The organism is Pseudomonas sp. 10S4 (assembly GCF_034344865.1).
Taxonomy (GTDB): Bacteria; Pseudomonadota; Gammaproteobacteria; order Pseudomonadales; family Pseudomonadaceae; genus Aquipseudomonas.
On record NZ_CP133774.1, the window covers coordinates 1,703,524 to 1,718,783 of the forward strand.

Annotated in this window: 11 protein-coding genes; 3 read left to right on the plus strand and 8 right to left on the minus strand. The window is 60.8% G+C overall.

Annotated features, from left to right (window positions below; translation table 11 throughout):
• Window positions 1-119 precede the first annotated feature (119 nt).
• Window positions 120-1,559 carry a cardiolipin synthase gene (gene cls / locus RHM58_RS08020; RefSeq protein ID WP_322270038.1) on the plus strand — a complete coding sequence of 480 codons (1,440 nt, stop codon included), beginning with the start codon at window positions 120-122 and terminating at the stop codon, window positions 1,557-1,559.
• On the opposite strand, the gene cfaB is transcribed toward cls, so the two are convergent.
• From cfaB to hflK (RHM58_RS08045), 5 genes are all read right to left on the minus strand, one after another.
• Complete coding sequence (gene cfaB / locus RHM58_RS08025) at window positions 1,556-2,740, minus strand: C17 cyclopropane fatty acid synthase CfaB (RefSeq protein ID WP_201199174.1); 1,185 nt, start codon at window positions 2,738-2,740, stop codon at window positions 1,556-1,558. The genes cls and cfaB overlap by 4 nt on opposite strands.
• A gap of 226 nt (window positions 2,741-2,966) precedes the next feature.
• Window positions 2,967-4,877 carry a heavy metal translocating P-type ATPase gene (locus RHM58_RS08030; protein WP_201199176.1) on the minus strand — a complete coding sequence of 637 codons (1,911 nt, stop codon included), beginning with the start codon at window positions 4,875-4,877 and terminating at the stop codon, window positions 2,967-2,969.
• A complete protein-coding gene (hflK, locus tag RHM58_RS08035) occupies window positions 4,874-5,932 on the minus strand; it encodes a protease modulator HflK (protein WP_322270039.1) in 1,059 nt (352 codons plus the stop codon). The genes RHM58_RS08030 and hflK (RHM58_RS08035) overlap by 4 nt, the downstream gene beginning before the upstream one ends.
• Window positions 5,929-6,969 (minus strand): protease modulator HflC, encoded by a 1,041-nt coding sequence (gene hflC / locus RHM58_RS08040; RefSeq protein ID WP_201199180.1) that lies wholly within the window; start codon window positions 6,967-6,969, stop codon window positions 5,929-5,931. The genes hflK (RHM58_RS08035) and hflC overlap by 4 nt, the downstream gene beginning before the upstream one ends.
• Complete coding sequence (gene hflK, locus RHM58_RS08045; RefSeq protein WP_322270040.1) at window positions 6,966-8,933, minus strand: protease modulator HflK; 1,968 nt, start codon at window positions 8,931-8,933, stop codon at window positions 6,966-6,968. Before hflK (RHM58_RS08045) ends, hflC begins: the two co-directional genes overlap by 4 nt.
• 225 nt (window positions 8,934-9,158) lie before the next feature.
• On the opposite strand from hflK (RHM58_RS08045), the gene lpdA reads away from it, so the two are divergent.
• Window positions 9,159-10,559, plus strand: a complete 1,401-nt coding sequence (gene lpdA / locus RHM58_RS08050; RefSeq protein WP_322270041.1) for a dihydrolipoyl dehydrogenase — start codon at window positions 9,159-9,161, stop codon at window positions 10,557-10,559.
• A gap of 58 nt (window positions 10,560-10,617) precedes the next feature.
• Here the strand turns inward: lpdA and RHM58_RS08055 are convergent, their stop codons facing one another.
• Window positions 10,618-11,094, minus strand: coding sequence for an Lrp/AsnC family transcriptional regulator (locus RHM58_RS08055; protein ID WP_201199186.1), 477 nt, complete (start codon window positions 11,092-11,094; stop codon window positions 10,618-10,620).
• 145 nt (window positions 11,095-11,239) lie between these two features.
• Here RHM58_RS08055 and RHM58_RS08060 point away from each other — a divergent pair, with 145 nt between their 5' ends.
• Entirely contained in the window at window positions 11,240-11,869 is a 630-nt protein-coding gene (locus RHM58_RS08060) for a LysE family translocator (protein ID WP_322270042.1), read from the plus strand.
• Window positions 11,870-11,872: 3 nt separating this feature from the next.
• Here RHM58_RS08060 and RHM58_RS08065 read toward each other — a convergent pair whose 3' ends face one another.
• The gene (locus RHM58_RS08065; protein WP_322270043.1) at window positions 11,873-14,008 is read right to left on the minus strand and encodes a hypothetical protein; all 2,136 of its coding nucleotides are present in this window, start codon (window positions 14,006-14,008) and stop codon (window positions 11,873-11,875) included.
• Entirely contained in the window at window positions 13,995-15,188 is a 1,194-nt protein-coding gene (locus RHM58_RS08070) for a DUF3142 domain-containing protein (RefSeq protein ID WP_201255030.1), read from the minus strand. The genes RHM58_RS08065 and RHM58_RS08070 overlap by 14 nt, the downstream gene beginning before the upstream one ends.
• Window positions 15,189-15,260: the final 72 nt, after the last annotated feature.

Here is a 15,260-nt window from a genome sequence, read left to right on the forward strand (position 1 = left end):
GATCAATAGTGGCCGTTAGACGTCAGCCATGTGCTTCGGTTCATGGGCCAATTAAATAGCGACATTCTGCACGGAACATGGTCTTTTACGCATTGAATCTTCAGGAGCAAGGTTGCCCCATGGATTATTTTGGACCGCATATTTTCGGTTACATGATTGCGCTACTGCACTCGCTGGGCCTGATCGCCGCCATCCACGCCGTGTTGACCGTTCGAACCGCCCAAGGCTCGATCGCCTGGGCCCTGTCGTTGCTGTTTATTCCCTACCTCACGCTTATTCCGTACCTGGTCTTCGGTCGTAGCACCTTCGACGGTTACATCAAGGCCCGGCGCCAGGCCAACGAAGAAATGCGCAAGGCCATTTCCGAGCTGAATTGGCGACCCTGGGTCGAAGAAGCCCTGACCGCTCGCGCGTCGAATGCCTACGCGTCCTTGAGGGCGATGCCAAAACTGGGGCGCATGCCGTGCCTGGCTAACAACGAAGTGCGCCTGCTGATCAACGGAACAGCCACCTTCGAGGCGATCTTCGATGCCATCAACCACGCAAAAGAAGCGGTGCTGATCCAGTTTTTCATCATCCACGACGACCGGCTCGGCCAACGCCTGCAAACCCTATTGCTGAAAAAAGCCGCCGAAGGCGTGGCGATTTATCTGCTGTACGACCGTATTGGCAGCCACTCGTTGCCCCATAGCTACGTGCAGCCGTTGCGCGATGCTGGCGTCGAGGTCAAGGCGTTCGCCACCCGCAGCGGCTGGCTCAACCGGTTCCAGGTCAACTTCCGTAACCATCGCAAGATCGTCGTGGTCGACGGCGTGCTGGGTTTCGTCGGCGGCCACAACGTTGGTGACGAATACATGGGCGAGAAACCGCCCCTGGCGCCATGGCGCGATACTCACGTGCAAGTGCGCGGGCCGGTGGTGGCCAGCATGCAGGAATCTTTTGCTGAAGACTGGTTCTGGGCCGCGCGTTCACTGCCGCCGCTGATCCTGCCGGACGTGTACCCGGACGACGGCGTGCTGTGCCAATTGCTCGCCAGCGGCCCGGCGGATTCCTACGAAACCTGTTCGCTGTTCTTCGTCGAAGCCATTCACGCGGCGACTGAGCGGGTGTGGATCACCAGTCCTTACTTCATTCCGGACGAAGCGGTATTCGCCGCTTTACGCCTGGCGGTACTGCGCGGTGTGGACGTGCGATTGCTGCTGCCGTCGCGCCCGGATCACCGGATCGTCTATGCCGCGTCCAGTCTCTACGCGTTCGAAGCCGTTCGCGCAGGCGTGCGGGTGTTCCGTTATCAGCCCGGATTCCTGCATCAGAAAGTGGTGTTGATCGACAGCGAAATCAGCGCCATCGGCAGCGCCAACCTGGACAACCGCTCGTTCCGGCTGAATTTCGAAGTGATGTTGTTGACCGTAGACAGCGTGTTCGCCGCCGAGGTGGAACAAATGCTCAACGATGATTTCGACCAGGCCCACGAGATCGCCAAAGAAGAAAGCCGGGAGACCCACCGCCTGCAACAAGTCGGCATGCGGGTCGCCCGGCTGATTTCACCGATCCTTTAAGGCGTGTAGATGTCGTCCCGGGTCCAAGGCAGTTCATGACTGCCGTCCGGGTGTGCTTTCACCGCGAGGATCTGGTGCAGGTTGATCCAGCCTTTGGCGAACGCGTAAGCGCAACCGGCCAGGTACAGCCGCCAGATCCGTAGCGTCTGTTCCGGCACCTGTTTGGCGGCAGCTTCCAGGTTGTCTTCCAGGCGTTCGCTCCAGTGATCGAGGGTACGCGCGTAATGCAGGCGCAGACTCTCGACATCGACGATTTCCAACCCCACTTCGCTGATCTCGGCAGAGATCATTGAAAGGTGTGGCAGCTCGCCGTTGGGGAACACGTACTTCTCGATGAAATCACCGGCACCGCGTCCGACAGGTCGGCCGTCAGTGTGCTTGGCGGTGATCCCGTGGTTCATCACCAGACCTCCCTCCTTCACCGCGCCGAACAGGACCTTGCAGTACTCGGTCAGGTTCGCATGGCCGACGTGCTCGAACATGCCAACGCTGACCACCTTGTCGAAACGCCCGTCCTGCGGCAAATCGCGGTAGTCGAGCAGTTGCAGTTCAACCAGATCTTCCAGCCCTTCTTCTTTAACCCGTTCACGGGCCAGGGCCAGTTGCTCTTTGCTAAGGGTAATACCGAACACCTTCGCGCCGAATTCCCGGGCCGCATACCGCGCCAACCCGCCCCAGCCGCAACCCACATCCAGCAAGTAATCGCCCGGTTGCAGGCGCAGCTTGCGGCACAGATGCCGGAATTTGGCTTGCTGGGCTTGTTCCAGCGTCTCGCTGCCGGTCTCGAAATAGGCGCAGGAATACGCCATGTCGCTGTCGAGCCACAGCTGGTAAAACGCGTTGGAAAGGTCGTAGTGATAGGAAATCGCTTTGGCGTCGGTTTCCTTGTCGTGGACGAGGCGCACCGGCTGACTGTCGGCGTCACCCAACATGGCCTGGCTCCACTCATCACAGACGCGGATCACATCGCTGATTGAGCCTTCCAGCTCAAGTTTGCCTTCGACAAATGCCGCCCCCAACAAGTCGAGGCTAGGATGCGTGAACTGGGAAACCAGTTGCGGGTCCTTGACCACAATAGTGACGCTGGGCGTCGGCCCCAGATTGAATTCATGGCCGTCCCAGAGTCGCAGGCGAAGCGGTAGCTGCAGATTCTGTAAGGCCGGTGGAAGTTGCGCGAGCATGGATAATCCCCCTTATTTCAGACGTCTGATCTGAGGGTAGACCATCTTAGAAAATTAGCTGGCTATCGAATTAATAGCCTTTTTCTATAACTCGCGGCGCTCGAGACAGCCGTCGCGACCTAAAAAACAAATGGCCCACACCTAGATGACTACGATGTGGGCGCACAGTTCTAAAAAGTTGCTGGCGCCGTAAGCTCCCGGTTTAGAGCCTTCACTCGCGGCGGACTCAAACTTCGTCTTTGAGCTTGAGCAAAGGCTCCTGAAACCGCAGCAAACGCCCGGCGTTGCCCAACACCAGCAAGGTGCTCAGGTTGTGCAGCAACGCCGCAATCATCGCTCCCGCCGCACCCAGCCAACCGAAAGCTGCGAAGGCGACAATCGCCAAGGTCCAACCCAGGCCGATGATCACGTTCACTTGCAGCGTTTGCCGGCACTGGCGACTCAACCGTACACAGGTACCGAGCCGACGCAGGTCGCTGCCGATCAGCACAATGTCTGCCGAAGCCAGCGCGATATCCGCGCCGCCGGCGCCCATGGCCACACCGACAACACCGGCCTTCAGTGCCAGGGAATCGTTGATGCCGTCACCGACCACCATCGGCCGGAAGCCACTGCCGATTTCCGTCAGTACACGATTGAGTTTGTCCTCGGGCAACGCCTGAGCTTCGACATCGCTGATACCGACATCCCGAGCCAGTGTATGCGCGACACTTTGTCGATCGCCCGTGAGCAACAACTGCCGACCCAAGCCAAGCTCGCGCAACTCGTTCAAGGCAAAGCGTGCTTCAGGTTTGACCGTGTCCGCCAGCAACAGCCAGGCGAGGAATTCACCGTCAAGCGCCAGCCCAGCAATCGGCCCGTCGTGTTCCGGAACGGCCGAAGTGTCGATGCCCAACTGCGCAAACAACTCCGGACGACCGAGTGCTGCCTCGCCCTGCTCCGTCATTGCCACCACGCCCAGCCCTTGGCGTTCGTGAATGTCCGAGAGCAGCAGGAAATGCTCCTGAGTGACCAGGCTGGCCAACGCACGGCTGACCGGGTGACTGCTCGCCGAACCAAGACTGGCGGCGAGTTTCAGCACGTGGCTGCGATCCTCCAACGGGCTATCGATGGATTGCAGACGCAAGGTGCCAAAGGTCAGCGTCCCGGTCTTGTCCACGACCAGTGACGTCAGGTCCGCCAGCTCTTCGAGGAACGCCGAGCTGCGAATCAGAATCCCGTGACGCGCCGCTACTGCTACGCCGGCAATCGCCGTGGCCGGTGCCGACAGCACCAGCGCACACGGGCAAGCCGCCACCAACACCGCCAACATTGCCTGGGCATCGTTGGTGACAAACCAGGTCACTGCCGCCAGCAGCAACACCAACACCATATAGCTGCCAGCGTAACGTTCCAGCAAACGGGTGATTGGTGGTTTGGAACGCTCGGCGCTTTGCATCAGCGCGATCACTTTACCGAGGGTCGACTCGTTGCCAGTGCGGGTCACTTCAATGCGCAGCAAGCCATCGAGGTTGATCGCACCGCCGAATACCGCCATGCCGACCACCGCTTCCAACGGCACCGACTCGCCGGTGATTGATGCGGTGTCGAGACTCGCCTGACCGGACAACACCCGACCATCCGCCGGTACTCGATCCCCGGCGCGCACCTCCACAATGTCACCAGCCTTGAGCGTGCCGTTGTCGACTTCGACAATGGCGCCGTCCGCCTGAAGCTTGCGCGCATGGCTGCGGGTCAATTTGCCGAGGGCGTGAATCGCTTCCTGGGAACCGATCACACTGCGCTCTTCCAGCACATGGCCGAAAATCATGATGATCGGCAGCAACGCTGCCGTGAGCAAATCACCGGTGGCCCAGGCACCGAGCATGGCCAGGGCGATCAGTTGATCGGTGATCCCGTGCAGGCTCGGGTAGCGCAAGCTGTACCAGGCCGAACGCATCACCGGCACAGCGACCAGTACCGAGGCGAATCCCAGCAGCAATTGACTGACACCGGTCTGCTCCGGAGAGAACCAGCGCCAGATCAGACCCAACCCGAGCAAGCCGAGGGCGAGCATCGCCAAGGTCAGTTGGCGCGCAGCGCTGCGTTGCTCAGCCGAGGACAACATGCTCGGTGCGGCGGCGGTGTGGGCAGTCATTGTGCAGCTCCCTGAATGATCAGGCGGGAATCGTCTTTCGGATCGACCGTGGTCACCGAGCCAGCCTGACCGAGAATCTTCGGCATCCGCTCACGGTAAATGCGCAGCAACATTTGCGGGTCAGTGCCCTGCTGTTGCGCCTTGGCCAGGCTCAGTACCGTCGCGGTATCCGCCGAGGCTTTGGCCAGTCGCTCGCTCGCTTGGGCATGCGCCACTTGCAGGGCACGGTCGGCTTGTTCGTTGGCGGTCTGAGTGAGTTTCTCGGCTTCGGTACGTGCGTTGGCTACTGCTTTGTCGGCTTGCTGACCGGCGGTCAGCACGGCGTTGAATGCGTTTACTGCCGGGCCGGGCAGACTCGATTGCACGTCGACGCGAGCAACTTCAATACCGATTCCCTGCCCCGTCGCCGTCAGTTCGGCGAGGCGTTGGTTGATGCCTTGCACCAGATCACCGCGCAAGCGTTCACGACGTTCGGCAGCCTTGTTATCGGCGCCGATCAGTTCGGGACGTGCAACCAGAATGGTGTCCAGATCGCGCGCGGCGGTGAGCGCCACGGCGCTGCGAGTAACCAAGCGATCGAGTGCCGGCAGCACATGTTCGCCCTGAAGGACGAAGGCGTACGGCTCGGTGACTTTGTAAAACACCCGCACATCCAGTTGCACCACGCCGGCATCACCGGTCAGCAGATAACCGGAGCCCGCCAGTGCATCACTGAGCGGAGTGGCAAACGTGGCGACGCGATCAGCCTGCAACGCCACATCGCTGCGCAACAGATTTTCCACTCGACGCTCGATGACCCGATCCGCCGCCGGCAACAAAATCACCTGCTCAAACGGACGCGGCCACGCCAACAACAGACCGGCATTCTGGACGCGACTCAGGGCTCCAAAGTGTAAAACCACGGCACGATTCTGCGGGTCGATCTGCCGCACATTGGAGAACGCCCAGGCCAAAGCGGCCAGCACTGTCACCGCGTACAGCGCCAGAAAAGCCAGACGCCCGGCCTGAATCCAAGGGCTGCTTAACTCATTTGTTCCACGTGGAACCAAATTCATGGCTGCGACCCGGACTTGTTATCGAGGCTCGGCGGACCGTCAACCAACACCCGGAATGGTGCTGCATCGGTGCGCAAAATCAGTTTGGTGCCCGGCGAAACGATAGTGCCCAAGGTGTCGAGTGAGCGCAGCAGATTGTAGAGCTGCGGCGATCCAGCGTAGGCGCGGCCGTAAATCTGCGCAGCTTCAACGCGAGATTGCGCTTCGATGTCAGCAGCCTTCACCGTGGCATCGGCCTGCACAATTCGCGCATCACGTTCGGCGGCGGAACGGATTTGCGCGGCTTCGCGTTTGCCTATCGCGGTACGTTCGGTGGCGATTGTTTCACGCTCAGCGCGCATACGATCGACCGTAGCGGTCAGTGTCACAGACGGCAGCGTCAGTCGTTCAATGCCGACTTGCAGCACTCGCACGCCGTAAGTGGTCAGCAACTGTTGATCAATCTGCTGACGCAACTGCGCTTCGAACTCGGCAATGTGCACCTGGTTGGCGTCAGTGTTGACCAGGTTCGCCAGATCAAAACTGCTGGCCGTGGTTTCCAGTGCCGAGCCAACAAAGGTGCGAATCTGCCGCGCCGCTTCATCGGGCTGGTTCTGCACCGCGCGCATGAAGCGCTGCACATTGTCCGGATCGCCCTGTACCTGCCACGCCACATAAGCCTGAACAATGATGCGCAAACCATCCCGGGTGCCGACATCCTGCAAACCGCTGGACGTTGTGCGCAAGCGCAAGTCCACGGGGATTGCCGCCTCGAACGGTGCCGGCCAACGCCAGCTCAGCCCCGGCTCAAGCAACACCCGCGAGGGGTTGCCGAAACGGGTAATCACCGTGGCCTCCCCCGAACGCACTTGCACCAGGCTCGCTGCTGCGATGGCAAACGCCACCAGCAACGCCGCCCAACCCATGCGCCGCCACGGGAATGGACCGGCCTCCTGCGGATCACCGTGGTGATGATGGTGATGTCCGTGATGATGCCCGCCATGGCCGTGATCGTGGCCAGTGTGGTCATCGTGATCGTGAGTATGCGACTGGCTCAATGGGTGGCTCCTGGCTGAGCGGTATTACGCGCCGGCGCAGGGTCAGCCGGCAGCGTGAATGTACGGAGGTCGATGGTCGGCGCGTTGCTGCTACCGCCCAGGCGATGATCGAGAACCAACAACTTGGCGTTGGCCAGGCCCTGGGTCAGTTGGCTGAAGTATTGCTCCAGCACAAAAGCCTGGCCGGCGCTGGCGAAGGCTTTGCGTTCGGCACTGAACCGAAGGTCGGAAGCCTGCGCCGCCGCATTGATTTCACGGGCGCTTGCAGTGGCTTGATCGCGAGCAATGCTGGCCTGCAACTGCGCCTGGTTGGTCGCCTCCGCTGCCGCACCGCGTTCACGAGAGATCAACGCTTGAGCGCCAATCTGCGCCGCTTGCACCGCGTGATAAGCATTGGCAGCACCGGCCGGCGGATGAATCGCTTCAACCACCGTGGCGAGAATTTCCACGCCGCTGTCGAGTTTTTTCAGGTCTGCCTGCACGGCACGGCCGATCTCTTCGCCCAGCCCTACCCGGTCTTCACCGAGCAAACCGTCGAGGGTACGCGAAGCAAAGTCGTGCACCAGAATTCGGCTGGCGGTGCTGCGAATCAGCGTCGGCACATCAGCGCTGTTGTAAGTCGCGGCCAACGCGTCTTTATCGGTCAGGCCAATGCGATAGACGAAACGCACGTCCATGTTGACGATCTGGAAGCTCTGCTTGTCGGCACGGCTGCTGGCAATGACTTGGGATTTGTCATTCACATGGCTGGCGTCCCACAAGCGATTGGCAATCGCCGGGGCCGGGCCTTCCGCGGGCTCAGCCACCACCGGTGCCGATGCTTCACCGACGCTGGTGGCCAACTCGTGGACCACGCCGTTCTCGACGCTCAACACTCGGCCCAGCGGCCAGGGCAAACCGGCGTGCAAACCTGGGCCGAAGACTTCCACCGGTTTGCCGAAACGTTCGTAGATACCGCGCCCTTGCAGCGCAATTTCGTGAATACCGGTGAGTGACCAACCGACAATCGCCACCACCGCCAACACCGGAAAAAACGCCCGGCGCATGTAAGTGAAGGCCCAGATTTGCCGCAGGTCGATGCCGAAGCGGTTGTGCAATTCGTGCTGCAACGCCAGCAACGGTTGTGGCGGCCAACGCAGCATGTCAGCGACAAAGCTTCGCGCCAGCAACGATGGTTCAAGTTGTTCACGCTGCGGACTGAACAGCGACAGCACCGCACGCAGCAGCAATTCAACGGCCACCAGCCCCGGCAGCAAGCCGATCAGCACCGCCAGACGGGCCGGCCAAACCGAGGTGTCATTGCCGAACAGCAGACACAACGCGCTCAGCACCAAACAGATAATCGCCACACGTGTCAGCTGCGCCAACGACCCTGCTTCCGGCCATTCGGCGAGGTTTTCCTGGGCCAGTTGACGTTCCAGCACCAACAGACCAAAAGCCAGCAACAGTGACAGCGCAGCGCCGACACTGGCCGACACTCCCAGAGCAGCAGGCGTCAGCGCCAGGTTCCAGAACTGTTCGATGCTGAACAACGCCAGCAGCGCCCAACCGGCCAGCCACAAAGTCGGCGCACCGATCTGCACCAGCATGTGCTGCCAGCGCTGCCCGAGCCGATCCAGCAAGCGTTCGTACCAACCCGCCGGCGCAACGGTTTCGTCGGCGTCGACCACCACTGGCACTGACACGCTCGGATTCATCGCCTGCGCACGCCATTCGGTCACCCACCAGGCCGATTGCAGACCGGCAATGAGTACCAGCAAACCGGCGCTCTGATTGACCAGCAGCGCCGCCCACAGTGACTGCGGCGCAAACAGCCCGGTGAAAAACGCCAGTAACAGCCCCACGCCAGCCAAGACACTCAGGCCGATTGCATATTGACGCAATCGTCGCCCGTGAAAGAGCGCCTGCTGAAAGCGCGGCAGACCGGCTACTTGCGTTCCATCGACATCAAGATCGACTTGCATACCACCCCAGTGTTTATCGTTGCTAACGTCAAAACCCGACACAATTCGTTACCATATAACGAAAGTGGTGAAATTTCCGTACTAAATCGTTCTATCTAAAAGTGCTCGACCTGTCATTTACCTGAAGCCTTGACCTAAATACGTTGGAACGCACATATTACGTTCGTAATTTTTATCAACGGCTACGTTTACCCATCCGGCCCCTTTTACTCCAGGAGTACAAGCATGAGCACCTATGACGTCGTGATTCTGGGCGGTGGCCCGGGCGGTTACAACGCAGCGATCCGGGCCGGCCAACTCGGCCTCAAAGCCGCTTGCGTCGAAGGCCGCGCCACCCTCGGCGGCACCTGCCTGAACGTCGGTTGCATGCCGTCCAAGGCCCTGCTGCATGCTTCCGAACTCTACGACGCAGCCATGGGTGCGGAATTCGCCAACCTGGGGATTGAGGTCAAACCGACGCTTAATCTCGCCCAGATGATGAAACAGAAGGACGAAAGCGTTACCGGGCTGACCAAAGGCATCGAGTTTCTGTTTCGCAAAAACAAAGTCGACTGGATCAAGGGCTGGGGCCATATCGACGGGCCGGGCAAGGTCACCGTGACTGACAGCCAGGGCGCCAAGACCGAGCTGACGGCCAAAGACATCATCATCGCCACCGGCTCCGAGCCCACTCCCCTGCCCGGCGTGGACATCGATAACAAGCGCATCCTCGATTCAACCGGTGCGTTGTCCCTGACCGAAGTGCCGAAGCACCTGGTGGTGATCGGCGCCGGAGTAATCGGTCTGGAATTGGGATCGGTCTGGCGGCGGCTGGGCGCTCAAGTGACCGTGGTCGAGTTTCTCGACCGGATCTGCCCCGGCGTCGATGGCGAGGCCGGCAAAACCCTGCAACGTTCATTGACCAAGCAAGGCATCAGCTTCAAGTTGAGTTCGAAAGTCACCAGCGCCACCACCTCGGCCAACGGCGTGCAGCTCAGCGTTGAGCCCGCCGCTGGTGGCACCGCAGAATTGCTTGAAGCCGATTACGTGCTGGTGGCCATCGGGCGCCGGCCTTACACCCAAGGCCTGGGCCTGGAAACCGTTGGCCTCGCTACCGACAAACGCGGCATGCTCGCCAACAAGGGTCACCGCACCGAAGCCGCTGGCGTCTGGGTAATCGGCGACGTCACGTCCGGGCCGATGCTCGCCCACAAGGCCGAAGACGAAGCCATGGCCTGCATCGAGCAGATCATCGGCAAGGCCGGCGAGGTCAATTACGACCTGATCCCCAATGTGATCTACACCCGACCAGAGCTGGCCAGCGTCGGCAAGACCGAAGAACAGCTCAAGGCCGAGGGTCGTGCGTACAAGGTCGGCAAGTTCCCGTTCACCGCCAACAGCCGGGCGAAAATCAACCACGAGACCGAAGGCTTCGCCAAAGTGCTGGCCGATGAGCGCACCGACGAAATCCTTGGCGTGCATCTGGTGGGCCCGAGCGTCAGTGAAATGATCGGTGAATATTGCGTGGCCATGGAGTTCAGCGCCTCGGCCGAGGACATCGCCCTGACCTGCCACCCGCACCCGACCCGTTCAGAAGCGTTGCGCCAGGCGGCGATGAATGTGGAGGGGATGGCGACGCAAATGTAAATCAAAGATCAAAAGATCGCACCTGTAGGCGCTGCCGAAGGCTGCGATCTTTTGATCTTTATAAACTGGGCAAATGCTCAAGCGGCAACGCCCCCGGCGTCTTCACCGTATGAATCGCAAAGTTGCTGCGAATATCACTTACCCCCGGCAATTTCAGTAGGCGCCCCGTGAGAAACCGGTCGTAGGCACGCAGATCCGGCACCACCACTTGCAGCAGAAAATCCGATTCCCCGGACACCAGAAACGCCGAAATCACCTCGGGCAACGCCGTCACCGCCTCGCGAAAGGCCTCGGCCTGTTCATCGTTGTGGCGCTCAACCTTGACCCCGACAAACACCGTCAGCCCCAGCCCCACTTCGTCACGATCAAGGTTGGCCTGGTAACCGCGAATCACCCCCGCCTCTTCGAGCATCCGCACCCGGCGCAAACACGGAGACGCCGACAGACCAATCTCATCGGCCAGTTGCACATTGCTCAGCCGACCGTCCCGTTGCAGGGCGGCGAGAATCTTGCGGTCGTAGGCATCCAGTTTCATGGTTTGGCAGATCCTGATGGTGTGTACGTCATAACGTGGCAGGTTATGCCAATTCAGAAGGTTATAGAAGCGAACTACGCAAGCACCTGCCCTGCCCTCCAGCCCTAGACTGACCCTACCAAATCGACAACGAATGGGGTGCAACGTGGCAGGACTCTGGCTGTTTTTCATGGCGTTGGCGGTGGTGTATCTGCTGCCCGGCCCGGACATGATTCTGCTGCTGCAAACCGGTGCCCGTCAGGGCAAAGGCGCGGCGCTGGCCACGGCGATAGGCCTGGGCATTGCCCGGGGTTGTCATGTGGCGCTGGCGGCGCTGGGGCTGGCGGCGCTGTTCAAGGCTGCGCCCTGGACCTTCGATGTGGTGCGCCTGGCCGGGGCCGCGTACCTGTTGTGGATCGGCATTCAATGCCTGCGCACCACCCTGCTGCCGAGCTTGAATGGGGCAAGCGCTGCCGGCGAAAAACCACGCTGGCGCGAGTCGATCCAACGCGGCTTGCTGACCAACCTGCTCAACCCCAAAGCCCTGTTGTTCTGCTCGGTGTTGCTACCGCAGTTCATCAATCCTCAGGCCGGGCCGGTGCTCGCGCAGTTCGCCACCCTTGGCGTGTTGCTGGTGGTCGCCGGTTTACTGTTCGACAGCGCCTACGCGCTGACCGGCGCGGCGCTGGGCCGTTGGCTGCAACGCAGCCCGTCAGCCCAACGCGTGCAGCAATGGCTGTTCGGCAGCCTGTTGATCGGTTTCGCCGTGCGGCTGACCTTTGTTCAACAGGCCTGAGCCTTACTGTGCCTTATGACGACGACGGCGATTGATCAACAGCAAAGCCGTCGCCGTGACCAGTAACACACCGCAAACCTGCAGCACGCGTTTGTAGGGACGAAGTGTCGAGCGCAGGCTATCCACAAACTGGGTCACGTAGCGTTTGTCGGCATTCTGGAAGTCCGGGTCCTGGCATTGATGACCGAAATCACCGGCCCAGACCACGTAAGGGCCCTGCTCGACATACCGTTGATAAAACGCGCTTTGCTCCTCCAGGCTGGTGCCCCAGTTGGAAGCCTTGCACAGCACGGAAGCAAACGCCTGACTGCTGCGGGGCAGATGATCGGCGGCTTTACTGGCCAGGGCCGTGGCGACATAACGGTAATGGAAACGCTCATCCGGTTGCGCCACCGTGGCTTGCTGACGCTTTATTTCGCCCTCGGCCAACAGCGGTCCGACTTTGAGTTCGGGAGCTTCCAGACTGTAATTACCGTCGAACGTCGCGTAATCCGGGGACATCTCGTAACCCAACAGCGCCATCCCGTCGTAACGGGCCAGAGTTGCTGCGTAGTAGTAGGAAAACGCGCGAGTAGTTGGCCACCATTTAGATTCGGCATCCTTACGCAACTGCCCGTACCACGTGGCCTTGGCTTGTAACTCGGCGTTGTCAAAATAGGCCGGCGCCTCGTCGTAACGCTCTTCGCGCAACAACCGCCGCCCGAGCAAATCGCGCAGCCTTGCCGCCACGGGCAGCGGTACATAGTTGTCACGCTCCTGCTGAGTCAGCGACGGTACTGCCGGCACTTGGGTGTCGACATAATGCTTGAGTTCATCGACGGTCAGCACCCGCTCGGCGACCGTGGCCGCGTCGAGCCAATACACACCTTGACTGCGATAGAGCTGATCGAACGCTTGCAGGTAATCGCCGCGTTGCAGGGCGAGGATCGCGCTTTCACCCTCGACCCGGCAATTGGGCTTAACCGTTTCGAAATCCCAGTCCGGGGTCCGCCGTTCGCCCCAGGACTCGTTCTGCGGGAACGCCTGGGCCGCCTTCGCATAAGCATCCGCAGCGGCGGCTTTATCGCCTTCGCGCAGCGCCAGTTTGGCTCGTACCCACCAGGCCAGACCGCCGTCGCCGGCGTGTTCAAGAAAGGCCTTGGCGCTGGCGTAATCACCCTGTTGATAATTCATCGCCGCCAATCGATCCGCGTTATCCAGGCTGCCGCGGGTGCTGTTTTGCAGCAACTGGATCAGCTTTTTCTCGCTCGGCGGTTGATCACCGAATGACCAACCAACGCGACTGATCAACGATGCAGTGACCAATTGCTGCACCGATTTACCCTGAAGCAACACGGCCAACTGATCGTCAGACAGCGCCATCAGCTCGCTCATCAATTGTTTGAGCGAGGAATAACCCACCGTAGAACCAAGCAGGTTTTGCGTGGCGTAAAGCTCGATAGCGCGATTCCAGTCGCCCGCAGTGCGAACCACTCGCGCTTCTTCGCCGAGGCTGGCAATGCCCAGTTCCAACGGATCGCTAAAGCCATCGACGCTAAGCTGACGAGTCTGTTCGAAGGCTTTCTGCGACTGGGCCAACAGGCCCGGCCCGGCGCCCGCCTCGGCGCTCATTTCATACAGCGCCCGGCCCAACGAATACGCTGCCCAAGTGCTGCGCAACGGTCGTTGATCGGCCGGCAATGCCAAGACTTTCTGGAAGTATTCAGCAGCGAGCTGATGGTCTCCCGCGCTAAACGCCACGGCACCCGCCAGGTACAGCCGCAGATCAACCGGCAGGCTCGCACCTTGCGTTTCTACCTCATGAGCATCGGTCAGCGTGCGCAGTTGCTTGACCAGCGCTTGCTGCTCAACGGTCAATCCGGCCTGCTCAGCCTTGTCCCGTTGATCGGTGTAGGACGGCGCATCGCCGTAGCCGTCGCCCGGGCTATTGGTGGCCGCGGTAGCATTTTTCAGCCCGGCGATGGCCTGCCCAAGGCGACTGACCTCGAAGCGGAAGTTGCCTTCCGGCAGCTCAGAGAGTGACTGGTCGCGGTTATCCAGCAAACGCATCGGGAAGTCCGGCCCACAGGCCAGCGCCGAACCCAGCGGCAAACCGAGGCTCAGGCAGAGCAGATGGCGGGGCCAGTTACGGGTGAACATTCGAACCTCCTTGATCAATTTTTGCGCAGCGTGCCCAACCGATGGCGCGCTGTCCGCCGGCCGCAATTCGACCGTCGCGCAAGCGGGTGAAGGTAAGCAGATCCGGGCTCTGTTGCAACGCATAACCGGCCAGCGCATCAGCGCCATCACAGCCTTGCACCGCCAGCGTCAGGCGTTCGGGCCAGTCGCTGTCGAGATTGCCCTGGTTGCTGATGGCGATGTCATAGAGGCCGTTTTCTGCGGATAGTTTCAGGCTCAGGCGACTGTTCAACGCATCACCGCGGGCCACGGCGCCCAGTGTCGTCAGGCTCCAGGCGCGGCGATCACCGGCCAGTGGCAGACGGAACCAGATCAGGCCGGCCAGATGGGCCGGCGGATCCTGACGCAACTCAGTCGCCAATGTGCTCAATTGCAGCGGATCGGCCAGCAATTCCCGGCGTTTGCCACCCCGCTCGATGGGGACTTCGCTTTCGACGACCGGTGCACCACTGGCGTCGGGCAACAGCGCCACGCCATACGCCGGGAGTGCCAGATAGAACGGCTTAGCCGTGATGCGGCTCCAGGCCTTGGCCCACTGTTTGGCTTGATCCGCGTCGAACAACCCTCGACGCGGGTCACTGACCGCATGCACCTGCAACACGCTGCTGTCGACCGTCGCCAACAGCTCGGGCAATTCAGCACTGTCGAGCCAGGCCGGCAGCGCGGTGATGCTCAGCGGCAAAGATGCCGGCAGCGTGGCGCGCAGTTGCGTGAGGAACCCCCGATAGGCTGGCAGCCGAGCGTTGCCGGCATCGTGGTCGATTTCCACGCCGGCCAAGGTCAGGCCTTGGGTTTGCCAATCGCCGAGCACTTGCTGGATCTGGGTAATGACCTCGTCCTGATCCAGCGCCTTGAGCTGACCATCCAGACGAATCACCGCAATCAGCGGTCGGCCATCGTGCTTGAGCAACCCCGGATCAATCCGCGCCCGGCGCCAGCCTTCCTGCGGGAATGCCTGCAACGCCAGCACCCGCAAGGTCGAGAAATCGGCACGGCTATCGCGCAACGCAGCCTCATGGGCCGGGGTCCATTGCCGTTGCCAGACGTAGAGTTGTTGATCGAGTGGTGGTGCGTCGTGATGCTCGCAGCCGTTGAGCACCAACGCGGCAAGCAATACCGATAGACGAATAACGAACGACATCACATCCCTGATCCCTACAAAAACAGGTCTACAGGGTACACAAAACCTGTGGCGAGGGAGCTTGCTCCCGCG

Coding starts and splice junctions, on each gene's coding strand:
- cls (WP_322270038.1), top strand. CDS start 120: ATGGATTATTTTGGACCGCATATTTTCGGTTACATGATTGCGCTACTG.
- cfaB (WP_201199174.1), bottom strand. CDS start 2,740: ATGCTCGCGCAACTTCCACCGGCCTTACAGAATCTGCAGCTACCGCTT.
- RHM58_RS08030 (WP_201199176.1), bottom strand. CDS start 4,877: ATGACTGCCCACACCGCCGCCGCACCGAGCATGTTGTCCTCGGCTGAG.
- hflK (WP_322270039.1), bottom strand. CDS start 5,932: ATGAATTTGGTTCCACGTGGAACAAATGAGTTAAGCAGCCCTTGGATT.
- hflK (WP_322270040.1), bottom strand. CDS start 8,933: ATGCAAGTCGATCTTGATGTCGATGGAACGCAAGTAGCCGGTCTGCCG.
- lpdA (WP_322270041.1), top strand. CDS start 9,159: ATGAGCACCTATGACGTCGTGATTCTGGGCGGTGGCCCGGGCGGTTAC.
- RHM58_RS08055 (WP_201199186.1), bottom strand. CDS start 11,094: ATGAAACTGGATGCCTACGACCGCAAGATTCTCGCCGCCCTGCAACGG.
- RHM58_RS08065 (WP_322270043.1), bottom strand. CDS start 14,008: ATGTTCACCCGTAACTGGCCCCGCCATCTGCTCTGCCTGAGCCTCGGT.
- RHM58_RS08070 (WP_201255030.1), bottom strand. CDS start 15,188: ATGTCGTTCGTTATTCGTCTATCGGTATTGCTTGCCGCGTTGGTGCTC.